This is a genomic window from [Empedobacter] haloabium, assembly GCA_008011715.2.
GTDB classification, from domain to species: domain Bacteria; phylum Pseudomonadota; class Gammaproteobacteria; order Burkholderiales; family Burkholderiaceae_D; genus Rugamonas; species Rugamonas haloabia.
The window spans coordinates 6,067,682-6,094,653 of the sequence record CP136508.1 but is presented as its reverse complement, the minus strand read 5'-3'; the positions used below and the strand labels follow the sequence as shown (position 1 = coordinate 6,094,653).

Sequence of the window (26,972 nt, the reverse complement as noted above, 5' to 3'; positions counted from 1 at the left end):
ACAGGTGCCTGTCACCGGGGTTTGAGAAAGCGGCTATCTGCTACATCGCGCTCCCGGCACTGCTACCGGCCGTCCAGTCGATCAACGCATCGACAATCCCCCGCCCGACGCCATTGCCGGCCCGCTCATGGTTGACGATGGCGACGACGATGCATTCCTCGCCGTTCGCGTCCGGCACGTAACCGGCCACCGCGACCACGCCGTTCAACGTGCCCGTCTTGATGCGGGCGCGCCCTGCCGCCGGGCTCTCCTTCAGGCGCTTGCGCATCGTGCCGTCGATGGCGGCGATCGGCAGGCTGGCCTGGAATTCGGGCAGCCACGGTGACGTCTGGCCGGCACGCAGTACCGCCGCCAGCTGCACGGGGCGGATGCGTTCCGTGCGCGACAGGCCGGAACCATTCTCGAACACGATGCCGTCGCCGTCGATCTGCTGTTCCTTCAGCCACTGGCGAATCGCCTGCTCGGCGCGCGCCGCCGTGGTGGCGGGCACGGTCTTGTCCGGGCCGTGCGCGGCCATCAGCATCGCCAGCCGTTCGCCGGCCGGCAGCGGGCGGCTGCCCAGCAGCGGGTCGGGCTGCAGGCTGCCCAGGCTGAGGAACAGCGTGCGCGCCAGTGCGTTGTCCGAGGTTTTCAGCATGTCGCGCACCAGTTCCGGCAGCGCGCGCGAGACGTGTTCGGCCAGCAGGGTCGTCTGGTCTTCCGGCGTCGCGGGCGGCGGCGTATCGCTGCCCAGCGCTCCCTGCGCGACGGCGCTGGCGGCCAGCGTGGAGGTGTACGTGGCCAGGTCCACGGTGCGCGTCTTGCCCGCGATCGTGCCACCCAGGCGCTGCCACGTGGCGCGCACCAGGCGGTCGGCGTAGTCGTCCCGATCGAGCACGTTGAGGCCGACGTTCTTGCGGCAGTTGCGCGGGAAGGTGCCGTGCAGGGCCACCGTCAGCCTGGCGCCGCGGCGCTCGACCGTGGGCGGCTGCCAGCCGGCGTCCCACTTGGCGCAGTCGCCGTCCACCAGCGTCAGTGCGGGCTTGACGTCCACCTTGTCCAGCTGCGGCAGCATCGATGCCGTCAGCGCGCGGCCGTCGGCGGCCAGCTCCACGTACAGCATGTTCATGTTCAGCAGCAGTGCGTCCGGGATGACGTTGTAGTACGCCTCCGGCGCCTCGTCGAACGGCGGCAGCCCGGCGTCGGGCCGGGCCGGCTGGAACAGCTGGCGGTCCAGCACCAGGTCGCCCGCGACCTTGCGCACGCCCAGGTTGCGCAGGCGCTCCAGCAGGTGCGTCAGCGCGTCCGCTGTCAGATCCATGTCGGCGCCGCCGCGCAGGATCAGGTCGCCCTTCAGCACGTTGCCAGCGATGCTGCCGTTGCTGCGCAATTCGGTGCGGCCGCGGAACGCTGGGCCCAGCTGTTCCAGCCCGACCAGCGTGGTGACGACTTTCATCGTCGAGGCGGGATTCATCGCCGTATCGGCCGCGTTGGAGACAAGGATCGTGTCGCCGCGCAGCACGACCGCGCCAATGGCGTCTTCCGGAATGCCGGCCGCAAGCGCCAGTTTGGCCACTGGATCCGGCAGCTCCGCGTGGGAGCACGGCGCCCATGCAAGCAGGGCGGTACAAAGCAGACGACGTAACAACATCAAGCTCCTTAACCGAAGAACAGGTAAGCCACGCCGATGGCCGTGACCACGCCGGCCAGGTCGGCGATCAGGCCGCACGAGATCGCGTAACGGGTGCGGCGGATGCCGACCGAGCCGAAATACAGCGCGACGATGTAGAAGGTGGTGTCGGCCGAGCCCTGGAAGATGCAGGCCAGGCGGCCGACGAAGGAATCCGGTCCGTAGGTCGTCATCGCGTCGATCATCATGGCCTTCGAGCCGCTGCCGGACAGGGGTTTCATCAGCGCCGTCGGCAGTGCCGGCACGAAGTCGGTGCGCAGGCCCAGGCTCGAAAATATCCATTCGAAGCCGCTGACGATGAAGCCGAACACGCCCGCATTGCGGAACACGCTGATGGCGACCAGCATGCCGACCAGGTATGGAATCACCGTCAAGGAGGTCTGGATGCCGCCCTTGGCGCCTTCGATGAAGGCCTCGTACACGTTCACCTTGCGCAGGTGCGCCTTGATCAGGAAGATGGCGATGACGCTCATCAGGATCAAGTTGCTGACGACCTTCGACACGGTCTCGATCTCGCCTTTCGACAGGAACTGGGTGAAATACCAGATCAACGCCACGATGGCGCCTGTCAGGCCGCCCAGCCACGCCAGCACGACCTTGTCGAACAGGTTGATGCGCTGGCGGATCGAGACGGCGACGATGCCGGCCAGGGTGGCGGCATAGGTCGCGATCATGCAGGGAATGAAGATGTCGGACGGGTCGGCCGCGCCCAGGATCGCGCGCTGCGCCATGATCGCCAATGGGATCAGGGTCAGGCCGGAGGTGTGCAGCACCAGGAACATGATCTGCGCGTTGCTGGCTTCGTCCTTGTTCGGATTGAGCGTCTGCAGGCTCTCCATCGCCTTCAGGCCGAACGGCGTGGCGGCGTTGTCCAGGCCCAGCAGGTTGGCCGAGAAATTCATCACCATGTGGCCCGTGGCCGGGTGGTCCTTCGGCACTTCCGGGAAGATGCGCGAGAAGAAGGGGGCGATGACCTTGGCCAGCCAGCCGATCACGCCGGCCTTTTCGCCGATGTTCATGATGCCCAGCCACAGCGTCATCACGCCGGCCAACGGCAGGGCGATGTCCATCACGCCCATGCGCGCGGCGTCGAACGTGCCGTCGATGACCTTCTTGAAGATTTCCGTATCGCCCAGGAACAGCCATTGCGCGAATGCGGCGGCAAAGCCGACCAGGAAGAAGCCGGACCAGATGTAATTCAGAGACATGATTGCATTTTCCAAGAAACCCAGGCCAGGCAGAGTATAGAGGACAGCCCGGCCGGCGCGGGGAAAGTGAAACGTGCCGGGGCCGTGCCGTGCTGGCGCGGGACGGGCCGCTGCTTTATGCTCCTACGCCATGACATCGCCCCGTTCCCTTATCGCCGCGCTGGCGCTGGCCTGTGCCACGGCCGCCGTCGCGGCGCCACCCAAAGTGCTGCATGCGCTGCTGTCGACAGGCGAGACGGGCCTGGACCCGGCCGTCGCCTCCGACCTGGCCAGCCTGTCGCTGCTGGAAAACCTGTTCGACCCGCTGCTGCGCTACGACTACCTGGCCCGGCCGGTGAAATTGCAGGCGAACGCGCTGGTCGCCATGCCGTCGGTGGATGCGGCCGGCACCACCTGGACGTTCCGCCTGAAGCGGGGCATGACGTTCGCGCCCGATCCGGCGTTCGGGGGCAAGCGCCGTGAAGTGACGGCCGAGGATTACGTCTACAGCCTGCAACGCCTGTACGACCCGGCGCTGAAGTCGCCGTGGCTGTTCCTGTTCGAGGGAAAGCTGCTGGGCGACGAGGCCTGGCGCGACCAGTTCGATTACGCCACCGCGATTCCCGGCCTGCGGGCGATCGACCGCTACACCTTGCAAATCCGGCTGAAGGCGCCCGATCCCAGCTTCCTGTTCTATCTGGCGCTGCCCGCCACGGGCGCCGTCGCGCGCGAGGCGGCCGAGCAGTACGGCACGCAGCTGGGCAACCACCCGGTCGGCAGCGGGCCGTTCGTGATGCAGGAATGGAAGCGCAGCGACCGCATCATCTTGGCGGCCAACCGCGCATACCACGCGCGCTTACATGGTGGCCCGCTGCCGCTGGTGGACCGGGTCGACGTGAAGATCATGGAGGAGTACCAGTCACGCGTGCTGGGCTACCTGAACGGCGAATTCGACTATATCGAGCAGGTGCCCGAATCGATGCGCGACCTGGTGCTCGATCCGGCGTCCGCCACGCCCGTCCTGAAACCGGAGCTGGCGCGGCGCGGCATGGTGCTCGACCCATTCCCGGTGCTGCAGACCTACTACATGTGGATGAACATGGAGGACCCCGTCATCGGCGGCTACACGCCGGACAAGATCGCGCTGCGCCGCGCCATCGCGCTGGGCTACAACAGCGCCGAGGACGTGGCGTTGCTGAAAAAGGGGCTGGCGCTGCCGGCGCAGACGCCGTTGCCGCCCAATGTGCTGGGCTACGACCCGCACTACCGCAGCCCGATCACGTACAACCTGGCCCTGGCGCGCGCGCTGCTGGAGCGCCACGGCTACCGCAAGGGCCGGGATGGCTTCCGCACCCTGCCGGACGGCCGGCCATTGACGTTGCGGATGCACAGCGAACCGTCGATGGTGGGACGCCTGCGCGACGAGTTGTGGCGCAAGAACCTGAACGCGCTGGGCTTGCGCGTGGAATTCATCACGGACAAGAAGACGGAAATCATCAAGGCCTCGCGCCTCGGCAAAGTGATGATGTTCGAGACGAACTGGGTGGCCGACTTCCCCGACGGCGACAATTTTTACCAGCTGCTGTACGGCCCCAATGCGGGTCGCGCCAACTACGCCCGCTTCAACCTGCCGGCCTATAACCTGCGCTACGAGCAGGCGCGCAAGCTGGCGGATGGGCCGGAACGCCAGCGCCTGTACACCGAGATGGCGCAGCTGATCCACGCCTACAACCCCTGGGTGCTGCTGACGCACCCGATCTCCGCCGACATCCGGCAACCGTGGCTAAAAAACTACAAACGGCATCCCGTCGAATTCACCAACTGGCGCTATCTCGACATCGATATGGCTGCGCGCCAGCGGGCCGCTAAAATGTCGCGCTGACAATTGCAACGGATGCATTCCATAAAGTTATGGCAGCGTCCGCAATTTTCATTAGGTGGCGTGCTTGAGCGCGCGCTACCCTGAATTCGCCGGGCGCCCGGCAGGACAGGGCAATGCCAGGACATCGCCGCCGCCATGCGCCCCTACTGGCCCCCAGCCACGGTGGGGACCGCACATGAAAGGGAGAGATCCGTGCAAGTAAAGAAGCTGGCGCACCTGATTGCGCTGATGGGAGCGGTCGGTCCGGTGACGGCCATGGCGCAGGAGGCGCAGGCCAGCCAGCCGATGCCGCGCGTGGAGATCACGGGCAGCAGCATCAAGCGCGTGGCGAAGGAGGGCGCGCTGCCGGTGCAGACGATCACGTTCGACACGATCCGCAAGGCCGGCATCACGGACACCGAGCAGCTGATGCGGCTGATCTCGGCCAACGGCACCGGGGCGGACAACATGACCTCCGGGAACAACGTGTTCGGCGCGGACGCCGACCGCGTCTCAGGCGGCGCCGCCTTCGCCTCGCTGCGCGGGCTGGGCCCGAACGCCACGCTGGTGCTGCTGAACGGCCGCCGCATGGGCAACCACGGCGGCAGCGGCAAGGCGGTGGACCTGAACGCGATCCCGCTGGGCGCCGTCGCCCGCGTCGAGATCCTGAAGGACGGCGCCTCCGCCATCTACGGCACCGATGCCATCGGCGGCGTCGTCAACTTCATCCTGCGCACCGATTACACGGGCCTGGAAGCGGCCGCCACCCTGAACGCCACCGAGGCGGGCGGCGGCATGACGCGCAGCTATTCGCTGCTGGGCGGCCTGGGCGACCTGAATGCGGACGGCTGGAACGTGATGGCCACCGTGACGCACGACGTCAACGACAAGCTGGAATCGCGCCAGCGCGACTTCGCCCGCGGCTACCAGCCGCAGCGCGGCCTGTCGCCCGACACCACCGGCACGCCGTTCGCCAACATCCTGACGGGTGCCGGCACGGCACTGGGCACGGGGTTCAGGATGCCGGGCGACCCCACCACCTACCTGCAAGCCGGCCTCTTGAGCCTGCAGGGCAAGTGTGACACCGTGCCTGGCATGTCGCAGTACCAGACCGAGCTGTGGAAGGACGTCACGTCGCCCACGCGCACGCGTTATTCCTGCGCCTACGACTACGGCAGCGACTACCTGATGGCGTTCCCGATCGAGCGCACGACGGCGCTGGCGCGCGGCACGTTCAAGGTCAACGCGGATCACCGCGTGTTCGCCGAATTCACCGGCTCGCGCACGGAAGGCACGGCGGAGCTGACGGCCGTGCAGATCTCGACCAGCCTGGCCAACGGCAACGCGTATCCCGTCAACGGACCGTACTACCAGGACCTGTCGGCCTATATCCCCAGCTACGACCGCAGCAAGCCGATCATCTACAAATGGCGGGCCACGCCGTGGGGCAATCGCACCCAGTACAACGTGGCGGAAAGCTACCGCGGCCTGCTGGCGGCCGAAGGTACGCTGGCCGGCAAATACGACTACAAGGTCGGCCTGGCGAAATCGATCAGCACCACGCAGACGGACCTGGTCGACGGCTACGGCTACACCAGCAAGATCTACGCGGCGCTGGCCAGCGGCATCGTCAACCCGTGGGTGGCACCGGGCCAGGGGCAGACGCAGCAGGCCATGGACCTGATCGAATCGACCAAGTACCGCGGCGCCTTCCAGCATGGCCGCACCACGATGACGCAGCTGGACGGCTCGATCTCCGGCGAGGTGTTCAACCTGCCGGCGGGCGCCGTGTCGATGGCGGCCGGTTTTGATTTGCGCAAGGAGACGTATTCGTTCGGCCAGGACGTCGATGCGACCACGATCCTGCTCTCGCCCGGCAATGCCAACCTGGATGAAGCCACCCGCTACGTGCGCGCCGTCTACGCCGAGGCGCTGGTGCCCGTGCTGAAGGACCTGGAGGTGCAGTTGGCGATCCGGCGCGACAACTACAGCCTGGTGGGCGCCACGACCAATCCGAAGGTGGCGTTCCGCTGGCAGCCGACCCAGACGTTCCTGCTGCGTGGCTCGGCCGGTAAAGGCTTCCTGGCGCCGAGCTTCAACCAGCTGTATGCGGGCCGGCTGTCGCAGGAACTGCCGAACGGGATCATCGACCAGGAAGGCTGCGCCAAGAATCCTGGCAATCCGGCCTACTGCGCCATCGAACGCCTGGACTACAAGACCGGCGGCAATCCGGCCTTGCGGCCGGAAACGTCGAAGCAGGGCACCCTGGGCCTTGTCATCGAGCCGTTCAAGAACTTCAGCGCCTCGCTGGACTGGTGGGCGATCAACATCCAGGACCGCATCCTGAACCGCACGCCGCAGACGGTGCTGAACAACTGGCAGTATCTGCCGCAGTACATCGTGCGTGACCAGGCCACCGGCGTGATCGATCACGTGGAGGCGGGCTGGATCAACGCGGCCGGCCTCAAAACGCGCGGCATCGACCTGGGCCTGCGCTACGACGGCAACGTCGCCGGCTACAAATACGCGGCGGTGCTGGACGGCACCTACCTGGACAGCTTCAAGTTCGCCGAATTCGAGGGCCAGCCGTACAAGGAGCAGGTCAGCCAGTTCAGCACGCGCGACATCTACCTGCGCTGGAAGCACACGGCCAGCCTGACCGTCAGCAAGGGCAACTGGAGCGCATTGCTGATGCAGCGCTACGCGTCCGGCTACAACGACCAGGTGCCGAACAACGGCAAGGGCACGCCACCGGCCGGCTTCGACCCGCGTGTCAAACACTACACCAAGCATGACGTGTCGCTGACCTACACGGGCTTCCCGAAGACGACCTTGACGTTCGGCATCCAGAACCTGTTCGACACCGATCCGCCGTTCACCGCCCACAATGTGGACGAGGTGGTGGGGGCAGGGTGGGACCCACGGGTGGCCGATCCGCGCGGCCGCGCATTCTCGTTCAGCGTGAAATACAAATTCCTCTGACCGAGATCACCCGCCGCCGCTTCTGCCGCCTGCTGGCCGCCACTGGCGCGCTGGCGGCGGCACCCGCTCTTTCGAAAGGCCGCCACAGCATGCCATTCCCACCCTTGATCAAGCCGCGCCGGCTCTCTCCGGGCGACACCGTCGGCCTGATCACCCCGGCCGGCGTGGTCTCGCAGGAGACCATCGACCGCTCCGTCGCCCACGTCGAGTCGCTGGGCCTGCGCGTCAAGCTGGGTGCGCACTTGAACGCCGTGCACGGCAACTACGCCGGGCTGTGGGCCCAGCGCATGATCGACTTCAACGCGATGTTCCGCGACCCGGAGGTCAAGGCCATCTGGGCCATCCGCGGCGGCTCCGGCGCCCTGCAACTGCTGCCGCACATCGACTACCAGATGGTGCGCGCGCACCCGAAGATCCTGGTGGGCTATTCCGATTTAACGGCGCTGCATCTCGCCATCAACCGCCACGCCGGCCTCGTCACCTTCCACGGGCCGCTGGCGATGTCCACGCCGTCCGACTACACAACGCGGCATTTGCTGAACGTGCTGATGGAGCCGCAGCCGGAGTACGTGATTCCGATGGCGGCGGAGAACGCGCAGCGCGCCTTGAGCGCGCCGCAGTACGCCACCCGCACCGTGGTGCCGGGGGGGGCGACGGGGCGCCTGACGGGCGGCAACCTGTCCCTGGTCGCCGCGCTGGCGGGCACGCCATACGCGGCCGATATCCGCGACAGCCTGCTGTTCCTGGAGGACGTCAACGAGGAGCCGTACCGCATCGACCGCATGCTGATGCAGCTGCAGATGAACCAGCCGTTCGGCCAGGCGGCCGGCATCATGCTCGGGGTGTTCGAGGGCTGCACGCCGGCGCCGGGCGAAAGCGCGCTGACCCTGGACGAGACGACCGACCAGCACCTGCGCCCGCTGGCGATCCCCGCCGTTACCGGCTGGTCGTTCGGCCATATCCGCGACCAGTTCACGCTGCCGATGGGGATCCAGGCGCGCATGGACACGGCCGCGCAGACCGTGACCTTGTTGGAAGCCGGGGTCGCCTAGACCCCGGCGCAGCGGGTCAGCGCGCGCCCGCGATGGCCAGCGCCGTCATGTTGACGATGCGGCGCACCGTCGCGCTCGGGCTCAGGATGTGCACGGCCTTGGCCGCGCCCAGCAGGATCGGTCCCACCGTCACGCCCTTGCCGGCAGCGACTTTCAGCACGTTGAAGGTGATGTTGGCCGCGTCCAGCGACGGCATCACCAGGAGGTTGGCGCTGCCGGCATAGCCGCCTTCGGGCCGGTACAGGCGGCGGATGTCTTCCGCCAGCGCCGCGTCGCCATGCAGTTCGCCCAATACCGGCAATTCCGGATCGGATTGCGCCAGCAGCGCGGCAGCCTCGCGCATCTTGCGCGCGGACGGGCGCTCGGACGAACCGAAGATCGAATGCGACAGCAGCGCCGCCTTCGGCTCCAGCCCGAACTGGCGCAGCTCGGCGGCGGCCAGGCGCGTGATCGCGGCCAGCTCCTCGGCCGACGGGCTGTCGTTGACGTAGGTATCGGTGATGAAGAGCGTCATCTTGTCCAGCACCAGCGCGTTCATCGCCGCCAGCACGCTGGCGCCCGGCGCCAGGCCGATTTCCTTCTTCACGTGCGCCAGGTGGTCGTCGTAGCTGCCCTGCATGCCGCAGATCAGCGCATCGACCTGGCCCTCGGCCAGCAGGCGGCAGCCCTGGCGCGTGGTGTCGCCGTCCGCTTCCACCAGCGTGTAGTCCTGGTCGCGGCGCAGGCGCAGGCCGGCCTGGCGGATCGCCTTCTCCACCGCGTCCGCCGCGCCGATCAGCACCGGATGGCCCAGATGCTCGTCCACCACCGTCTGCACGGCACGCAGCACGCGCTGGTCGGTGCCGTCCGCATAGGCCACGCGGCGCGGATTGGCCTTGGCCTGGGCGAACACGGGCTTCATGAAGAAGCCGGTGTGGTAGATCATCTCGCCCAGCTTGTCGCGGTAGGCCTCCATGTCCTCGATCGGGCGGGTGGCGACGCCGGAGGCAGCGGCCGCCGCGGCCACGGCCGGGGCGATGGCCGCCATCAGGCGCGGATCGAACGGCTTCGGAATGATGTAGTCGGGGCCGAACGTCAGGTCCTGGCCCGCATAGGCGGCCGCCACGGCGTCGTTGGCTTCCGCTTCGGCCAGTGCGGCGATGGCCGTCACGCAGGCCAGCTTCATCTCGTCCGTGATGCGGGTCGCGCCGCAATCGAGCGCGCCGCGGAAGATGTAGGGGAAGCAGAGCACGTTGTTGACCTGGTTCGGGTAGTCCGAGCGGCCGGTGGCGACAATGCAGTCGGGCCGGGCGGCGCGCGCCACCTCGGGCCGGATCTCCGGTTCCGGATTGGCCAGCGCCAGGATCACGGGGCGGTCGGCCATCGTTTTCACCATGTCGGCCGTCAGCACCCCGGCGGTCGAGCAGCCCAGGAACACGTCGGCGTCGCGCACGATGTCCGCCAGCGTGCGGGCGCTGGTGTCCTGTGCGTAGCGCGCCTTGTTCGCTTCCATGTTCGCCTCGCGGCCCTGGTAGATGACGCCCTTGGAATCGACCACGTAGATGTTCTGGCGCTGCACGCCCAGGCTGACCATCATGTCCAGGCAGGCGATCGCCGCCGCGCCGGCGCCGGAGGCGGCCAGCTTGACCTGGCCGATGTCCTTGCCGACCACCTTCAGCGCGTTCAGCAGCGCGGCGCTGGAGATGATGGCGGTGCCGTGCTGGTCGTCGTGGAACACGGGGATGTTCATCCGTTCGCGCAGCTGCTTCTCGATGTAGAAGCATTCGGGTGCCTTGATGTCTTCCAGGTTGATGCCGCCCACGGTCGGCTCCAGCATGGCGATGGCGTCCACCAGCTTGTCCGGGTCGGACTCGGCCAGTTCCAGGTCGAACACGTCGACGCCGGCGAATTTCTTGAACAGGCAGCCCTTGCCTTCCATGACGGGCTTGGACGCCAGCGGGCCGATATTGCCCAGGCCGAGGACGGCGGTGCCGTTGCTGATGACCGCCACCAGGTTGCCGCGCGACGTGTATTCGGCTGCCATGGCCGGATCGGCCGCGATCTCTTCGCAGGCGTACGCGACGCCGGGCGAATAGGCCAGCGACAGGTCGCGCTGGTTGGACAGCGGTTTCGTTGCCACCACCTCGATCTTGCCGCGCATGGGGCTGCGGTGGTACTCCAGCGCGTCGGTGCGCAGTTGCGTGTCTTTCTCGTTCTGGCTGCTTTCGGTGCTCATTAAGTCTCCTGCAAGTTTTGGATTGACGTGAATGACCAGGGGCGGCCTGGGGGTGGGGTCCCTGCATCCTGCGCTGGTATATCGTACATCAAGGCCGAGCTTGCCGTTCCCAACTGCAAATATTGCCAGTCCTGCCGAGCGTCACGGCACCGTCCGCCCCGGTAGAATTAGCGACATGACAATACTCAACCGCAAGGCCACGGCCTTCGTGCTGGGCCATCCGCTACGCTTCGTGCTGCAGTGCCTGAAGGGGTTTCGCGCCAACCAGGGCTTGCTGCTGGCGGGTGCGGTCGCGTACTACTCGCTGCTCTCGATCGTGCCGCTCCTGATGCTGGTGGTGGTCGCCCTGTCGCACGTGATCGACCCGAAAGATCTGCTGGACACCATCGGCCACTACCTGGAATGGCTGGTGCCCGGCCAGTCGCGCGCCATCGTGGCGGAAGTGGCCCATTTCCTCGACCACCGCGACCTGGTCGGCTGGTTCCTCGTGCTGACGATGCTGTTTTTCAGCTCGCTCGCCTTTACCGTGCTGGAAAACGCCATGTGCGTGATCTTCATCCACCGCGTGGCGGTGCGGCGGCGCCATTACCTCATTTCGGCCGTGCTGCCTTACTGCTACATCCTGTGCCTGGGCATCGGCGCGCTGGTCGTCACCCTGGTGGCGGGCAGCCTGCAGGTGATCGGGGCGGAAAGCGTGCGGCTGTTCGGCTACGAATGGTCGCTGCACGGCCTGTCCGGCGCGCTGCTGTACCTGCTGGGGCTGGCGGGCGAGGTGCTGCTGCTGTCGTCGATCTACATGGTGATGCCGGTGGGCCGGCTGTCGTGGCAGCACGCCCTGATCGGCGGGGTCACCGCCACCGTGCTGTGGGAAATCGCCCGCCATGTGCTGGTCTGGTATTTCTCGACGCTGTCGCAGGTGAACGTGGTGTACGGCTCGATGACGACGGCCATCGTCGTCATGTTCAGCCTGGAAATCGGCGCCACCTTGCTGCTGTTCGGCGCCCAGGTCATTGCCGAGTACGAGAAAGTGGCCCGGGGCGAGATCGCGCCGCCGGTGCCACTGCGCACGCCCGCCTAGTCAGGCAGGCGGCAGCGTGATGACGAAGCGGGCGCCGCCCAAGGGCGAGGTCTCGATCTTGAGCGTGCCCCCATGCAGCGACACGGCCTTGCTGGCGATCGACAAGCCCAGGCCGAATCCGCCCGTGTTGCGGTCGCGGCTGCGATCGAGCCGGTAGAACGGTTCGAACACCTTTTCGCGTTCCTCTTCCGGAATGCCGGCGCCGTCGTCATCGACGACGATCGTCACGCCGCCCAGCTTGCGCGCGGCCGACAGCGCCACCTGGCCGTTGGCATACTTTTGCGCATTGCGCAGCAGGTTGCCGGTGGCGCGCATCAGCAGGCGGCAGTCGCCATAGTAGGTGCCGAGGCCGTCCGGCACGGACACGTCGAGCGAGACCTCGGCCGGCGGCAAGCCGTTGGCGCAGTTGCGCAGCGCCTCGGTCACGTCGAAGGTTTCGTAGCGCAGCGGCTGTTCGCTGTCCAGCCGGGCCATGCCCAGCAGTTCGCTGACGAGGGACTTCAGCTCCGTCAGGTCACCCTGCATGCTGCCGATGCGCTTTTCCAGCACGGTGTCGCCGACGGTATCGTGCAGCAGTTCCAAGGCGAATTCCAGCCGCGCGATCGGCGTACGAATTTCGTGCGACACCGAATGCAGCAGTCCGCGCTGCGCTTCCAGCAGCGTCTCGATGCGGTCGGCCATGTGGTTGATGCGCTCGGCCAGCGGATAAATGCTGTCGCCCGGCTTCATCTGCGCCCGCACTTTCAATTGGCCGGAACCGAACCGGTCGGCGACCTTCATCAGGATCTGCAGCCCGCGCCAGTGGGAGCGCGACCAGATGCCGATCGGAATCAACAAGGCTAGCGCGACGATGACGTAGCGGACCGCCTCCATTTGCAGCGCCACCTTGATATCGATGGGCAGGTTTTGCGCGTAAATCGCTTCTTCGTTGCTGCCGATATATTTATCGCCGGTTAAATCGACGCGGCGAAACAGGGCCTTGTTGGCGATGTCGATGACGACTTCGCCGCGCTCGAACGCCTCGCGTTCGCGGCTGGGCAATTGCTGGCGCGCGTTAGCCAGCGGAATCAGGTCGAAACGTACGTCCGACACCTCGCGCACCTTGTTCAGGCGGTCCAGCCAGCCGTCCGCCGGGGCCTGGTCCACATACTGTTCCAGCAGGAAGATCTGGGCCGCCGCCTGGTTGCGCGCGATGCTTTCCAGCGGATCGCCAAACAGCCGGTTGATGGCGAAATACACGATGAACGCCGCCACGCTGATCGACAGCATCACGAGGACGAAAAAGCGGAAAAACAGGCGGTTCATGTTGCCATTGTATAAGAACCAAGTCCTGTAAAACCGCGTCGACAGTTTTATGACAAAACGACGACAAAGCGCGGTGGATTGCTCTGTTGCAGCTGGGTAAGATGACAATTCTTGTTGCCTAATGGAGCCGCTGTGAACCTGGACTGTCTTGCCGTCGCCCATGCGTTTTACGTTGTCGCGTGATAGCGCTGTCGCCGCTGTGAAGGATTGGATATTTCCGGCCAGATAAAATTGGAGGATTCAATCTTTCGGAATGCAGACATGTTCAAGTTTTTCGTACTTGCCGTGGCAGGCACGTGCGGTACGGCGTTCGCGCAAACGCCCGCCAGCAATCCCATGCCGGATGGGAGCCGTGATATGTATATTGGACTCGGTGTGCAGGCGGTACCTCGTTACGAGGGCGCCGCGGGCCACCGCAACGCCATCTTGCCTGTGCTTCAGGTCGCCTGGAGCAACGGGCTGTTCGTGTCTGGCATGAGCGCAGGGATGCACTGGTCGCCCTCGCCATCGGTCGAATATGGGCCGCTGATCGCCCTGGCACCGGGCCGCGACGCGTCCGGCAACCGCCTGTTCCGCCTGGCCACCGCGGGCGACAGCGGCGCCGACGGCAGCCCGCCCACGACCTGGCTGCCGTCCACCGGCATCGGCGAGGGCCCGGTCGACAGCCATCCCATCGACGAGAACGTTCCCCAATCCATCGAGGCCAGCAACAACCGGCTGGAAGGGATGGCGACGATCGGCCGCCGCGTCGTCTACGGCGGTTTCGCCAACGTCTACATGGCACGCCAGTGGCGCCTGACCGGCAACGTACTGTACGGCGCCGGCAACGACCGCCGCGGCTTGCGCGCCGTGTTGTCGATCCAGCACCTGGCGCAGCAACTCGCGCCCCATCATGCGCTGTCGCTGTCGGCCGGGGTCTCGCTGGTCAACCGCGCCTATAACCAGGCCTATTTCGGCGTGACCGAGTACGAAGCGGGGCACACGATGAACCTGCGCTATGCGCCGGACGGCGGCCTGCAGGACGTGCGCGTGGCCGCGCGCTGGAATTGGGCGCTGAGCCCGTCATGGATGCTGACGACGGGGATGCAGGCCAGCCGGCTGCTGGGCGATGCCAAGCGCAGCCCCCTGGTCGAGCGGGCCACCAACCTGTCGGCGTCCAGCGCGCTGGCTTACCGGTTCTGACGATGAAGGCCGCCCGTCGCGCCATCCTGGTGTCGTTGCTGTGCGCGGCCGTGCCGGCGGGCGCACAGCCACAGGCGACCCAGGACAGCGGCTGGGTCAGCTACCGGGACGCCTATCGGGCCATGGTGCCGTTTGCGAAATACGGCAAGGCCAAGAATTTCCTGCAGAATCACTACCAGGTGACACCGAAGGACGCCAGCCAGTCGCTGGACGGCTTGCGTCTGACCTTGACGGGCCGCACCACGCAGCTGAACCTGCCGCTGGACGTGACGGGCCGCGCCACGTTCCCCCTGCTGAAGGCGGCGTATGACGAGAACGCGCTGCTGGTGCTGAACCGCAAGGTCAGCCAGTTCACGTTCCAGCCGCGCCTGTCCATCGTTGCCCGCGTGGACGGTATTTACGAAGGCCAGGACTTGCGCACGGCCTGCGACCAGGCGCTGCAGTACCTGCGCTACACGGACGCGGGCTACAACAGCCGCCACTGTGCCGGCGTGCGTTTTGCATTCATGAAGAAAAGCGACGCGGCGGTGCGCGTGCGCGATCCCGAGCGGGAGGTGACGTTGCCGCCGGAAGAGGGGCCGGCGTTCGACGGGGATGCCAACGCCGGCTTCCGGGTGATGGTGTACCGCTTTGCCGACTGGCCCGAGCGGGTGCAGGTGATCAGCCAGAACGCCCCGGTGGCCATCGCCCCGGTGATCGAATAAGCCCGCTTACAGCCAGGCGGACGGCGAGAACAGATAGCCCTCGCCCCAGACGGTCTTGATCTTTTCGGATTCCGAATCGTCGAACTTGCGGCGCAGCTTGGAGATGCTGTTGTCGATACTGCGGTCGAGGCCGTCGAATTCGATGCCGCGCATCTTCTTCAGCAGCGCGTCGCGCGACAGCACGGTGCCGGCCGACTCGGCCAGTACCAGCAGCAGCTTGTACTCGGTATTGCTGAGCACGCACGGCTCGCCGCGCCAGGTGACGGTGCGGTCGCTGGTGGCGATCGACAGCGCGCCGAAGGTCAGCATGTCGCTGGCCTGCTTGTTCTGCGTGCGGCGCAGCAGCGCGCGCAGGCGCGCCAGCAGCACGCGCGGTTGCACAGGCTTGTTGATGAAGTCGTCGGCGCCCTGTTCCAGCAGCGACACCTCGTCGTAGGAATCCTCGCGCGCCGTCATGATCAGGATCGGCACCTTGGTGATGTCGCGCAACTGGCGGCAGACCAGCATGCCGTCCAGACCGGGCAGCATCAGGTCCAGTACCACGATGTCCGGCGGCGCGGCCTTGAAGCGTGCCACGGCTTCGTCGCCGCGGCTGACCACGTCCACCTTGAATTCATAGCCCGCAAGGTACTCCGTGACCAGGTCGGCCAGGCGGGCGTCGTCCTCCACCAGCATCACTCGATACATAGCAATTCTCCTTCTTGCAACATTTTATAAGAGCGCTGCGCGTCAGCGGAAAAACCTTCTCATATTATGACAATCTGATACATAAACGAGACGATTTCCGCCCACCTCTTGCCGACGGGAGAATTGCCGTACCGCTTACAGGGCGCGGGCGATCAACAGCTTCTGGATGTCGCTCGTGCCTTCGTAGATCTGGCACACCCGTACGTCGCGATAGATGCGCTCGACGGGGAAGTCGGACACGTAACCGTAGCCGCCATGCACCTGGATCGCGTCCGAGCAGACCCGTTCCGCCATCTCGGAGGCGAACAGCTTGGCCATCGCCGCCTCCTTCAGGCAGGGCAGGTCGGCATCCTTCATGGCGGCCGCATGCAGGATCAGCTGGCGCGCCGCTTCGATCTGCGTCGCCATCTCGGACAGCTTGAACTGTACCGACTGGTGATTGAAGATCGGCTGGCCGAACGTCTCGCGGTCGCGCGCATAGGCCAGCGCCGCCTCGAACGCGGCGCGCGCCATGCCCACCGATTGCGACGCGATGCCGATGCGTCCGCCTTCCAGGCCCGACAGGGCGATCTTGTAGCCCATGCCTTCCTCGCCGATCAGATTTTCGGCCGGGATGCGGCAGTTGTCAAAAACGATCTGCGCCGTGTCCGACGAATGCTGGCCCATCTTCTGCTCCAGCCCGGCGACGATATAGCCCGGCGTGGACGTGGGCACCCAGAATGCGCTGATGCCTTTCTTGCCGGCCGCCTTGTCCGTCACGGCCATGACGATGGCCACGTCCGCATACTTGCCGGAGGTGATGAACTGCTTGACGCCGTTCAGCACGTAATGGTCGCCGTCGCGCGTGGCCGTCGTGCGCAGCGCGGCGGCATCGCTGCCCGTGTGCGGTTCGGTCAGGCAGAAGGCACCCAGCATCTCGCCCTGCGCCAGCGGGCGCAGCCACTGCTCTTTCTGACGCGCGTTGGCGTACATCATGCCGATGCTGCAGACGGGGCAGTTGTTGACGGAGATGATGGTGGACGTGCCGCCGTCGCCGGCCGCGATTTCCTCCAGCACCAGCGCCAGCGACACATAGTCGAGGCCGGCACCGCCCAACGCCTCGGGCACGGCGACGCCAAACGCGCCCAGTGCCGCCAGTTCTTTCAGTTCCGCCTGCGGAAAATAATGTTCCTTGTCCCAGCGCGCCGCATGGGGCGCCAGCCGCTCCTGCGCATAGCTGCGCAGCGCGTCGCGGATCATCTGGTGTTCTTCGCTCAGTACCATGTCTCTTCCATTCTTTTGTTGTTCAGCCCGTGTCCCACCACGGGGTCAGTCACCAAAACGGGACACGGGCTCTGCTGTACCGTTGGCTGGCGCTACCAGCCGATCGGCTTGCCGTCGTAGGTCAGGTAGGCGGCATGCTCCGAAGCCGGCAGGTTGGCCAGCGTGTGGATCATGCCGGCCGCGCTTTGTTCCACCGTGATGTCGGCCGTGGCGCCGCCCATGTCCGTTTGCACCCAGCCGGGGTGAAAGGCCACGCACGTGACGCCCTCGCGGCCGAACGTCAGCGCCGTGTCGATCAGCACGGAGTTCAGTGCCGCCTTGCTGGCGCGGTACAGCGAGCCGACCGCGCTGTGGCGTTCGCTCAGCGACCCCATCTTCGACGACAGCACGGCCAGCCGGCCGTTGGTTGTCGCCACCAGCGGCGCCAGGATCGGCAGCAGCCGCATCGCGGCCAGCACATTGGTGTGCATCACGTTGTCGAAGTCGGCCTGGACGGGAAAGCCGTCATGGCGCGGGCCGTACACGCCCGCGTTCAGGATGGCGACATCGAGATGCTCGCCGTCCAGCTTCCAGCCCAGTCCGGCCACCGCCTCGACGTTGGTGACGTCCAGGGTGTGGACTTGTGCACCCATCGCGGCGAGCGCGTCGCAGTCGGCCGGCTTGCGGGCCGTGGCGATCACGCGCCAGCCCTCCTGCAGGTACTGCCGCGCCAGTTCGTGGCCGATGCCGCGCGAGGCGCCGATGACGAGTGCGGTCGCCATTACACCAGCTCGATGCCGACGGCCGTCGCTTCGCCGCCGCCGATGCACAGCGAGGCCACGCCACGCTTGCCGCCGCGGTCCTTCAGCGCACCCAGCAAGGTGACGATGATGCGGGCGCCGGAGGCGCCGATCGGGTGGCCCAGCGCGCAGGCGCCGCCATGGACGTTGACCTTGCTGTGCGGGATGTCCAGCTCGTGCATGGCGGCCATCGGCACGGCGGCAAACGCCTCGTTGATCTCGAACAGGTCGATGTCCGACACCTTCCAGCCGTTTTTCTTCAGCAGTTTCTGGATCGCGCCGACCGGGGCCGTCGTGAACTCGTTCGGGGCCAGCGCGTTGGTGGCGTGGCCCACGACCTTGGCGATGATCGTCGCGCCCAGCTGCTTGGCCGTCGATTCGCGCATCATGACGAGCGCGGCGGCGCCGTCGTTGATCGACGACGACGAGGCGGCCGTGATCGTGCCGTCCTTCTTGAACGCCGGCTTCAGCGCCGGGATCTTGTCCAGCTTGGCTTTTTGCGGGCCTTCGTCCTTGTCGATCACGGTGTCGCCGCCGCGGCCGGACACAGTCACGGGCACGATTTCCCAGGCGAACTTGCCGCCGGTCGTGGCGGCCTGGGCGCGCTTGACGGACTCGATCGCGTACGCATCCTGCGCTTCACGCGTAAAGCTGAACTTGCTCGCGCATTCTTCCGCGAACGTGCCCATCGAGCGGCCGCCGCCCGTTTTCTCGTCCTTGCTGTAGGCGTCTTCCAGGCCGTCCAGCATCATGTGGTCGAACATCATGCCGTGGCCGATGCGGTAGCCGCCGCGGGCCTTCGGGATCAGGTAGGGCGCGTTGGTCATCGATTCCATGCCGCCGGCGATGACGACGTCGGCGCTGCCGGCCACCAGCTGGTCATGCGCGAAGATGGCGGCCTGCATGGCGGAGCCGCACATTTTCGACAGGGTGACGGCACCGGTGGAGGTCGGCAGGCCGGCTTTCAGCAGGGCCTGGCGCGCCGGGGCCTGGCCCTGGCCGGCCATCAGGCAGTTGCCGAAATAAACGTGTTCAACGAGTTCCGGCTTGATGCCGGCACGCTCGACGGCCGCCTTGATCGCGACGGCTCCCAGGTCGTTCGCGGACACGCTGGAAAAATCGCCCTGGAAAGCACCCATCGGGGTACGGGCGGCGCCAACGATAACGATAGGATCGTTCATTTAATAGTCTCCAGTGAGGGCAGCGCGGGGGCCGCCGGTGATTGATAACAGAAACGTACCGATTGGGGGTACGGGAAAACGTCTTCGATCACGCCGTCCCGGATGCGCTGCTGGCGCGTCTGCCACCAGGCGGCGGTCAGCAGGTCGGCGTGGTGCTTCATGAAAAATTTGCGGATCTTTGCGTTCCCCAGCAGGAACTTGCCGAACTGTTCGGGGAACACGTCATGCTTGCCGATCGGATACCACGGCTCCGACGACATCTCGTCCTCCTCGTTGCGTGGCTCGGGAATCGTGCGAAACACGCAGTCGGTCAGGTACTCGATCTCGTCGTAGTCGTAAAACACCACGCGCTTGTGCCGGGTGACGCCGAAGTTCTTGTACAGCATGTCGCCGGGGAAGATGTTGGCCGCCACCAGGTCCTTGATGGCGTTGCCGTACTCGACGATGCCATGTTCGATCTCGGCATCGTTGCCGGCCTGTTCCGCGTTGGACAGCCACATGTTCAGCGGCACCATGCGCCGCTCGATATACAGGTGGCGGATGACGAGCTGGTCGCCGTCCTCTTCCACCAGCGACGGCGCATGTTTTTTGAGCTCCGCCACCAGCTCCTCGGCAAAGCGGGCGCGGGGGAACGCGACGTTGGAATACTCCAGCGTGTCCGCCATGCGGCCCACCCGGTCGTGGTGCTTGACCAGCAGGTATTTTTCCTTGATCTGGGCGCGCGTGGTGTCCTTCGGCGCGGGGTAGAAATCCTTGATGACCTTGAACACGTAGGGGAAGGACGGCAAGGTGAACACCAGCATGACCAGGCCGCGGATGCCGGGGGCGGACTCGAACAGGTCGGACGAATGCTTCAGGTGCTGCAGGTAGTCGCGGTAGAACAGCGTCTTGCCCTGCTTCTGCAGGCCCAGGATCGTGTAGATCTCGCTGCGCGGCTTGCGCGGCAGGATCGTGCGCAGGAACTGCACGTAGGCGGACGGCACTTCCATGTCGACCAGGAAGTAGGCCCGCGTAAAGGAAAACAGCACGACGATGTGCTCTTTTTCCAGCAGGATCGTATCGAGCACCAGCTCGCCGTTGCGGTTGTGCAGGATCGGGATGACGAACGGCAGCTCGTTGTCGCCATTGATGGCCTTGCCGACGATGTACGCGCCCTTGTTGCGGAAGAACAGGCTGGACAGCACGTGGAACTGCGCGTTCGGCGCCAGCGCGTCACCGAAGAACGGCTGCAGGCGCGCCTGCACCATCGTCGCGTCGCGCGACAGGTTGGCGAACTTCGCGTCCAGCTGAAAATTGGTGACGATGCGCTTCAAGGTGAAGTGCATGCCGTCCGCCGCCGGGTAGTAGACGCGGTAGGTCGGCTGCGGTTCTTCCGTCTCGATGTACTCCGTCGACACGACGGGGCGCACGAAGATGAACTCGTTGTGGAAATAGCTGCGATGCAGGATATTGCAGCTGACGGAATTGAAGAACGTCTCGGCCAGCTCCGGCTGCTTGTGGCCGGACAGCATGCCGATGTAATGCAGCTTGGCCTCGCGCCATACCTGGTCGGTCAGCTCGGCCGGGTCGTACTCGTCTTCCAGCAACTGCACGCATTCCTGCACGCGACGGTCATAGAAATCGATCCGTTCCCTGGCGGCCCGTTGCGCCACGGCCCACTGGCCCCGCTCGAAATGGCGACGAGCGTCCTGGCTGGCCTGGCGGAACAGCCGGTAGTGCTTGTCGAAGCCCTCGCGGATGGTGCGCGCGATGTCGAAGGCGATCTGGGACGACAGCAGTTTGGGAAAGGCCTGGCTCATCATCTTTCTCGCGAGGGACTGCCGAGTTCGTGTCCCACCGCGGGGTCAGTCACTAAAACGGGACACGGGCTCGACAGTACTGTGGCCGAGCTCGTGTCTCACTTGGTGACTGACACCGCGGTGGGACACGGCCTCGGCTGTAAATCCCCAGCTTACTTGGTTTCCGCGAACAATTCACGGCCGATCAGCATGCGGCGGATTTCGCTGGTGCCGGCGCCGATCTCGTACAGCTTGGCGTCGCGCCACAGGCGGCCGACCGGGTATTCGTTGATGTAGCCGTTGCCGCCCAGCGCCTGGATCGCTTCGCCCGCCATCCACGTGGCCTTCTCGGCGCTGTACAGGATGGCGCCGGCGGCGTCCTTGCGCAGCGCGCGCACCTGCTCCGGCGTGGTGGCGCGGTCGCATGCCTGGCCGACGGCATAGACGTAGGCCTTGCAAGCCATCATCGTGGAGTACATGTCCGCCAGCTTGCCCTGCATCAGCTGGAATTCGCCGATCGGCTGGCCGAACTGCTTGCGGTCGTGCACGTACGGCACGACCACATCCATGCACGCCTGCATGATGCCCAGCGGGCCGCCGGACAGCACGGTACGCTCGAAGTCCAGGCCCGACATCAGCACGTTGACGCCCTTGCCTTCGCCGCCCAGCACGTTCTCGACCGGCACCTCGCAGTCTTCGAACACCAGCTCGCCGGTGTGCGAGCCGCGCATGCCCAGCTTGTCCAGCTTTTGCGCGATCGAGAAGCCTTTGAAGCCTTTTTCGATCAGGAAGGCCGTCATGCCGCGCGGACCGGCTTCCAGGTCGCTCTTGGCGTAGACGACCAGCGTGTCCGCATCCGGGCCGTTGGTGATCCACATCTTGGTGCCGTTCAGCACCCAGCGGTCGCCCTTGAAGTCGGCGCGCAGCTTCATGCTGACGACGTCCGAACCGGCGTTCGGCTCGGACATGGCCAGCGCGCCCACGTGCTCGCCCGAGATCAGCTTCGGCAGGTACTTGCGCTTCTGCTCTTCCGTGCCGTTGCGCTTGATCTGGTTGACGCACAGGTTCGAGTGCGCGCCATACGACAGGCCGACGGACGCCGACGCCCGCGAAATCTCTTCCATCGCGACGATGTGTGCCAGGTAGCCCATGTTGGCACCGCCGTATTCCTCGCCCACGGTAATGCCCAGCACGCCCAGTTCGCCCATCTTGCGCCACAAATCCATCGGGAACTGGTCGCTGCGGTCGATCTCGGCCGCGCGCGGCGCGATTTCCGCGGCCGCGAACTGCTGGACGGCTTCGCGCAGGGCGGCGATGTCCTCGCCGTGGTCAAAGGTCAGGCCTGGGAGATGGAGCATGTCTTCCTCGTCTTCTGGAAAATAGTTATAGATCGCAAATCATACGCCGATGTGACGTTAACGTAAACGTAAAGCCGCCGCGCTTACTTGGCCACAGCGCCCTGGCGTTCGGCCAGCAGGCGCTTGCATTCCTCTTCGTGCGCGCTGATCTCGGACAGCGACATCTCGATGTCCTCGCGCTGCTGTTCCAGGGTTTCGCGGTGCTGCGCCAGCACGGTCAGGAAGCGGTGCATCTGCGCCTCGGTATCCTTGGGCGACTCGTACATGTCGACCAGGCTCTTGATCTCGGACAGCGACAAGCCCAGCCGTTTGCCCCGCAAGGTCAGTTTCAAGCGGGTACGGTCGCGCGGCGTGTAGACGCGGTTGCGGCCGCCGGCGCCCTCGCGGGACGGGCTCAACAGGCCCTGGTCTTCATAAAATCGGATGGCGCGGGGCGTGATGTCGAACTCGCGCGCCAGTTCGGTGATGGTATAGGTCGGCATGGCTTACAATGGACAATCGAGGTTTCCGTTTACGTAACGTAAACTACATTGTAGCCCCACAGCCGGGCGCCAGGAAAGAACGCCGATGAACCCACTCGAATCGCAACTCCATTATCCCCTGGGCGACCAGGTGCCCGCGCCGGGCGAGGCGCTGGAAGTCGCCCCGGGCGTGCGCTGGCTGCGCCTGCCGCTGCCGTTCGCGCTCGACCACATCAACCTGTGGCTGCTCGATGACGTCATCGACGGCGTGGCCGGCTACACGGTCGTGGACGCCGGCGCGTCCACCGACGCCTCGCGCGCGGGTTGGGAAGCCATCATGGCCGATCGCTTCGACGGCAAGCCGCTGCTGCGCGTGCTGGTCACGCACTGCCATCCCGACCACGTCGGCCTGGCCGACTGGCTGTGCTCGCGCTGGCAGGCGCCGCTGGCGATGACGGCCGGCGAATACGGTTTCGCCCGCATGATGTCGGCCGCGCTGCCCGGCGTGGATGGCACGGCGGCGCTGCCGCATTTCGAGCGGCATGGCCTGGTGGATGCCGAGATGCTTGAGAAAATGCGCAGCCGCAAGAATTACTATCCCACGCTGGTGCCATCGGTGCCGCTCGGCTACCAGCGCCTGCAGGACGGGCAGATCGTCGACATCGGCGGGCGGGGCTGGCGCGTCATCACGGGCTTTGGTCATTCGCCCGAGCATGCGTCGCTGTACTGCGCCGAACTGAACGTGCTGCTGTCGGGCGACATGGTACTGCCGCGCATCTCGACCAACGTCTCGGTGTTTGCCGTCGAGCCCGAGGGCAACCCGCTGCAGCAGTATCTCGACTCCCTGAATAAATTTCATGGCCTGCCGGACGATGCGCTGGTGCTGCCATCCCACGGCCGTGCGTTTCGCGGCCTGCATACCCGCATCGCCCAGCTGCGCGACCACCATGCGGCACGCCTGGAGGAAGTCGTCGATGCCTGCCGCGAGGCGCGCACGGCCGCCGAGATCGTCCCGCTCATGTTTCGCCGTCCGCTCGACGCTCACATGCTCAGCTTTGCACTGGGTGAAGCCCTCGCGCACCTGCACAAACTATGGCGCGATGGAATCGTGCGACGTGAAAGCGACTCAGGCGGCATGATACGTTTTCGTACCGCTCAATGACAAAGTAGCGGTTTCGTTGCACTTCAGCACCGCATTATTTGCTGGCATTTTTTGTAAGTGAGGGGCGGTTTCAGCTGCCCCTGAGCTTACGTCGCCCGGCATGTTGCTAGAATAACAATGGATGTGTCCGTTGTGCCAATGAAACAGGCGACCTCTCAAAGGGTCTGTTTTAGCTTGCAAGTTAGCTTGCAGGTCGGTAATGTGATCGATTGGAGGTTAAAATGTTAATTTTTAACTGCGGCGATTTGTCACAATCGGTCTGAGCACGCTTGAGACTGACATTCATGTCGTGACATGAAATAGTGCAACTATGAATTCTTCGAATGAACGCGAAAGCTTTAGCCAGCGGCTACAGCAGGCATTGAAAAATGCTCACTATTCTCCTGACAGCCCCACCCGACTGGCGCGAGAATTCAATATCCGGTTCGATGGCCGGCCGATTACCGTCCACGCGGCCCGCAAGTGGCTGGTGGGCGAAGCCATCCCCACCCAGGAAAAACTACGGATGATCGCCCAATGGCTGGGCGTGCCGGCCGAGTGGCTGCGCTTTGGCGGTCCGGAAGTGGCCGCACCGTCCGGCGAGGCGGGCAGCAACCTGTCGCGCTTCGAATCGGCCGACGTCAAGCTGATCGCCGACCTGCAACGGCTGGACGAGCACCACCGCCAGATCGCACGCGAGTTCATTCGCATGCTGGTGCGGGTCAACTACCAGAAATAAGCGGCACGGCAGCGCTTATGCGCTGCCATCGTTTTTCCCGGCCTTCCTCAGCGTGTCATGCGCACCGGTCGTATCTCGCGCGTGAAAAACAGCACGTCCCAGTTCCGTCCCAGCTGTCCCGGCATCCCCGTCAGGCCCAGTCCATAGTCGAAGCTGTGTTGCGGTAGCGACAGGGGGACTTGCGCCGTCACGCCCAGCACCGGCTCCGCACGCTGGCTCAGCCGGTATTCGAGCGATGCCGCCGCCGGCTTCGGCAGCGGCAGCGTGCGCATATCGTTGAAATCGACGATGGCGCCATGCGCGGCGCTCATTTGCACGACCTTGTAAGCCGGACCCCAGTGGCGGTGCATCACCTCGCCGGCCTGCAACTGATCGGCGGCGCGCTGGAAGCCGCGTGCGACGTGGATCGTGTGCGCCCACACGACGACTTTTTTTCCGGGGAACATGTGGTCGGCCAGCCAGATGGCATTGGCGCCCATCGCATTGTCGCGCTGGTAGTTGCTGCCGCCACTCCAGTACGTGGTCGCTTGCGCGTCGATGCTGCGCACGATACGGCACCACCAGCCCGGCCCCTCGACCGTGCCGTCCGGCGTGCCGCACAGCGCTTCCTGCAAGGCGGTGCCATGGCGGCGGAACGCCTCCCGCACGGCGGCCTCCGGCGCGGTGCGCTGCTGGGCGAACAACGGCGCCGCAGCCTGGGCATAGGCCTGCCATCCGGTGCCCGCCGCCAGCGCCGGCGCCCGCTGGCGCAGATAGGCCTGCAGGCGGGGCAGCAGTTCGGTATTGCTGAGCACACCGGTATGCTGGCTGTCGATGCCGGCAACCAGCATGGGCTTGCCCAGCGCGCGCTGGCGGTCCAGGTACTGCAGCATGCCGCGACCTTCGGCACTGTTGGCGTACATGAAGAACACATTGCCCGGCGCCATGTCGTCCAGCTTCTCGCCTTGCGCGGCGCGCTCGGCCAGACGACCCATCTCGTAAAAGCCGCTTTCCAGCAGGAGCACGTCGAAACCCATCTTTTCGTGCAGGTACTTCAGCAGTCGCGTCTTGAGCAGGAACTCCTCGCTGCCGCCGTGCGTCTGCTCCGCCAGGGCCACGACGCGCGCGGTGCCGATGGCGTCCGTAAACGGTTTCAGGTCGTCGTCGTTGGCGTCATCCGGGTGGACGGTCGTCACGGGCCAGGTCTGCACCGGCAACGGCGCCGGGTATGCCGCGCCGACACAAGTCATCAACAACAATAGCGCTGTCGCGCGACAAATACCAAAGTGCATACCAGCCTCCCAGGATCTAAGTCCAAAGTAATACCAGAGAGAATAGCATGAGACCTGCTGGCCGTGTCAGCTTCGGCAACGATCGGTAAAAAGCGGGAATGACGCCGGAGTGCTCAGCCGTTCAGGCCGTTCCAGCGGGGGGCGGTGGGCGCTTCGAGTCCGAGCAGGTCGATGACGCGCGCCACTGTGTGGTCGACGATATCGTCGATGGTTTGCGGCTTGTGATAAAAGCTGGGTAACGGCGGGAAGACGATGCCACCCATCTCGGTAACAGCCGTCATATTGCGCAGGTGCGCCAGGTTGAACGGGGTTTCGCGCACCATCAGCACCAGGCGGCGGCGTTCTTTCAACGTCACGTCCGCGGCGCGGGCGATCAGGTTGTCCGACAGGCCGTGCGCGACAGCGGCCAGCGTCTTCATCGAGCAGGGCGCGATGACCATCGCATCGGTTTGATAGGAGCCGCTGGCGATGGTAGCGCCCACGTTGTGAGGCTTGTGAACGATGTCGGCCAGCGCTTCCACGTCGCGCCGGGCCAGGCCGGTTTCCTCATGCAGGGTGAGGACGGCGGCATCGGAAATCACCAGATGGGTTTCGATGCGCGCTGCCGGTGCGGCACCAGTAGCGCTCGCATTAAGGGCGCGCAGCGTTTGCAGCAGCCGCACGCCATACACGGCGCCCGTGGCGCCCGTGATGGCGATGACGATCCGCCGCGGGCGGTCAGCCATTGTTTTGCAGCAGGGCCTTCAGCTCACCCGATTCGTACATCTCGCTCATGATGTCCGAGCCGCCGATGAATTCGCCGCGCACGTACAGCTGCGGGATGGTCGGCCAGTTCGAGTATTCCTTGATGCCCTGACGCACTTCCGGATCTTCCAGCACGTTCACGGTGGCGATATTCTCGACGCCGCAAGCCTTCAGGATCTGGATCGCGCGGCCGGAAAAACCGCACTGCGGGAACTGGGCGGTGCCTTTCATGAACAGCACCACGGGGGTGCTCGTCACGGTTTCCTTGATCCAGTTTTGTACGTCGCTCATAGCTGCCTCGAAAAGAAAAATTTGGGATAGGCGCATTTTACAGG

General features: G+C 65.3%; 22 protein-coding genes. 8 read left to right on the top strand and 14 right to left on the bottom strand.

Features of this window, described 5'->3' with window-relative positions; all coding sequences use genetic code 11:
• Positions 1 to 40 precede the first annotated feature (40 nt).
• Positions 41 to 1,555 carry a D-alanyl-D-alanine carboxypeptidase gene (locus E7V67_026515; GenBank protein WUR13199.1) on the bottom strand — a complete coding sequence of 505 codons (1,515 nt, stop codon included), beginning with the start codon at positions 1,553 to 1,555 and terminating at the stop codon, positions 41 to 43.
• A gap of 83 nt (positions 1,556 to 1,638) precedes the next feature.
• Positions 1,639 to 2,877 (bottom strand): nucleoside recognition domain-containing protein, encoded by a 1,239-nt coding sequence (locus tag E7V67_026510; protein ID WUR13198.1) that lies wholly within the window; start codon positions 2,875 to 2,877, stop codon positions 1,639 to 1,641.
• A gap of 130 nt (positions 2,878 to 3,007) precedes the next feature.
• Between E7V67_026510 and E7V67_026505 the strand changes: the two genes are divergently transcribed.
• From E7V67_026505 to E7V67_026495, 3 genes are all read left to right on the top strand, one after another.
• A complete protein-coding gene (locus E7V67_026505; protein WUR13197.1) occupies positions 3,008 to 4,738 on the top strand; it encodes an ABC transporter substrate-binding protein in 1,731 nt (576 codons plus the stop codon).
• 192 nt (positions 4,739 to 4,930) lie between these two features.
• Positions 4,931 to 7,699 carry a TonB-dependent receptor gene (locus tag E7V67_026500; GenBank protein WUR13196.1) on the top strand — a complete coding sequence of 923 codons (2,769 nt, stop codon included), beginning with the start codon at positions 4,931 to 4,933 and terminating at the stop codon, positions 7,697 to 7,699.
• 89 nt (positions 7,700 to 7,788) lie between these two features.
• Entirely contained in the window at positions 7,789 to 8,751 is a 963-nt protein-coding gene (locus E7V67_026495) for an LD-carboxypeptidase (protein WUR13195.1), read from the top strand.
• 16 nt (positions 8,752 to 8,767) lie between these two features.
• Here E7V67_026495 and E7V67_026490 read toward each other — a convergent pair whose 3' ends face one another.
• On the bottom strand, positions 8,768 to 10,966 hold the full coding sequence (locus E7V67_026490) for an NADP-dependent malic enzyme (GenBank protein WUR13194.1): 2,199 nt from the start codon (positions 10,964 to 10,966) through the stop codon (positions 8,768 to 8,770).
• A gap of 175 nt (positions 10,967 to 11,141) precedes the next feature.
• On the opposite strand from E7V67_026490, the gene E7V67_026485 reads away from it, so the two are divergent.
• Positions 11,142 to 12,044: a YihY/virulence factor BrkB family protein gene (locus E7V67_026485; protein ID WUR13193.1), complete on the top strand. Its 903-nt coding sequence runs from the start codon at positions 11,142 to 11,144 to the stop codon at positions 12,042 to 12,044.
• On the opposite strand, the gene E7V67_026480 is transcribed toward E7V67_026485, so the two are convergent.
• On the bottom strand, positions 12,045 to 13,349 hold the full coding sequence (locus E7V67_026480; GenBank protein WUR13192.1) for an ATP-binding protein: 1,305 nt from the start codon (positions 13,347 to 13,349) through the stop codon (positions 12,045 to 12,047).
• A 261-nt stretch (positions 13,350 to 13,610) separates the two neighbouring features.
• Here E7V67_026480 and E7V67_026475 point away from each other — a divergent pair, with 261 nt between their 5' ends.
• The gene (locus tag E7V67_026475) at positions 13,611 to 14,531 is read left to right on the top strand and encodes a MipA/OmpV family protein (GenBank protein ID WUR13191.1); all 921 of its coding nucleotides are present in this window, start codon (positions 13,611 to 13,613) and stop codon (positions 14,529 to 14,531) included.
• Positions 14,532 to 14,533: 2 nt separating this feature from the next.
• Positions 14,534 to 15,235: a hypothetical protein gene (locus E7V67_026470; GenBank protein WUR13190.1), complete on the top strand. Its 702-nt coding sequence runs from the start codon at positions 14,534 to 14,536 to the stop codon at positions 15,233 to 15,235.
• 6 nt (positions 15,236 to 15,241) lie between these two features.
• Here E7V67_026470 and E7V67_026465 read toward each other — a convergent pair whose 3' ends face one another.
• The 7 genes from E7V67_026465 to E7V67_026435 all read right to left on the bottom strand — a co-directional run bounded on the left by E7V67_026465 (position 15,242) and on the right by E7V67_026435 (position 22,763).
• Positions 15,242 to 15,922, bottom strand: coding sequence for a response regulator (locus E7V67_026465; protein ID WUR13189.1), 681 nt, complete (start codon positions 15,920 to 15,922; stop codon positions 15,242 to 15,244).
• Between the two features lie 135 nt (positions 15,923 to 16,057).
• The gene (locus E7V67_026460; protein ID WUR13188.1) at positions 16,058 to 17,185 is read right to left on the bottom strand and encodes an acyl-CoA dehydrogenase family protein; all 1,128 of its coding nucleotides are present in this window, start codon (positions 17,183 to 17,185) and stop codon (positions 16,058 to 16,060) included.
• A 92-nt stretch (positions 17,186 to 17,277) separates the two neighbouring features.
• Complete coding sequence (locus tag E7V67_026455; protein WUR13187.1) at positions 17,278 to 17,946, bottom strand: SDR family oxidoreductase; 669 nt, start codon at positions 17,944 to 17,946, stop codon at positions 17,278 to 17,280.
• Positions 17,946 to 19,145 (bottom strand): acetyl-CoA C-acetyltransferase, encoded by a 1,200-nt coding sequence (locus E7V67_026450; protein WUR13186.1) that lies wholly within the window; start codon positions 19,143 to 19,145, stop codon positions 17,946 to 17,948. Before E7V67_026450 ends, E7V67_026455 begins: the two co-directional genes overlap by 1 nt.
• Positions 19,142 to 20,947 carry a bifunctional isocitrate dehydrogenase kinase/phosphatase gene (aceK, locus tag E7V67_026445; protein WUR13185.1) on the bottom strand — a complete coding sequence of 602 codons (1,806 nt, stop codon included), beginning with the start codon at positions 20,945 to 20,947 and terminating at the stop codon, positions 19,142 to 19,144. Before aceK ends, E7V67_026450 begins: the two co-directional genes overlap by 4 nt.
• 149 nt (positions 20,948 to 21,096) lie before the next feature.
• Positions 21,097 to 22,281 carry an isovaleryl-CoA dehydrogenase gene (locus E7V67_026440; protein WUR13184.1) on the bottom strand — a complete coding sequence of 395 codons (1,185 nt, stop codon included), beginning with the start codon at positions 22,279 to 22,281 and terminating at the stop codon, positions 21,097 to 21,099.
• A gap of 83 nt (positions 22,282 to 22,364) precedes the next feature.
• Positions 22,365 to 22,763: a MerR family DNA-binding transcriptional regulator gene (locus tag E7V67_026435; protein WUR13183.1), complete on the bottom strand. Its 399-nt coding sequence runs from the start codon at positions 22,761 to 22,763 to the stop codon at positions 22,365 to 22,367.
• A gap of 85 nt (positions 22,764 to 22,848) precedes the next feature.
• On the opposite strand from E7V67_026435, the gene E7V67_026430 reads away from it, so the two are divergent.
• Complete coding sequence (locus E7V67_026430) at positions 22,849 to 23,904, top strand: MBL fold metallo-hydrolase (GenBank protein WUR13182.1); 1,056 nt, start codon at positions 22,849 to 22,851, stop codon at positions 23,902 to 23,904.
• 361 nt (positions 23,905 to 24,265) lie between these two features.
• Positions 24,266 to 24,622, top strand: coding sequence for a hypothetical protein (locus tag E7V67_026425; protein ID WUR13181.1), 357 nt, complete (start codon positions 24,266 to 24,268; stop codon positions 24,620 to 24,622).
• A 47-nt stretch (positions 24,623 to 24,669) separates the two neighbouring features.
• Here the strand turns inward: E7V67_026425 and E7V67_026420 are convergent, their stop codons facing one another.
• The 3 genes from E7V67_026420 to grxD form a co-directional block, all read right to left on the bottom strand.
• A complete protein-coding gene (locus E7V67_026420; GenBank protein WUR13180.1) occupies positions 24,670 to 25,797 on the bottom strand; it encodes an erythromycin esterase family protein in 1,128 nt (375 codons plus the stop codon).
• 209 nt (positions 25,798 to 26,006) lie between these two features.
• The gene (locus E7V67_026415; protein ID WUR13179.1) at positions 26,007 to 26,618 is read right to left on the bottom strand and encodes a UbiX family flavin prenyltransferase; all 612 of its coding nucleotides are present in this window, start codon (positions 26,616 to 26,618) and stop codon (positions 26,007 to 26,009) included.
• On the bottom strand, positions 26,611 to 26,928 hold the full coding sequence (gene grxD, locus E7V67_026410) for a Grx4 family monothiol glutaredoxin (GenBank protein ID WUR13178.1): 318 nt from the start codon (positions 26,926 to 26,928) through the stop codon (positions 26,611 to 26,613). The genes E7V67_026415 and grxD overlap by 8 nt, the downstream gene beginning before the upstream one ends.
• Positions 26,929 to 26,972 lie beyond the last annotated feature (44 nt).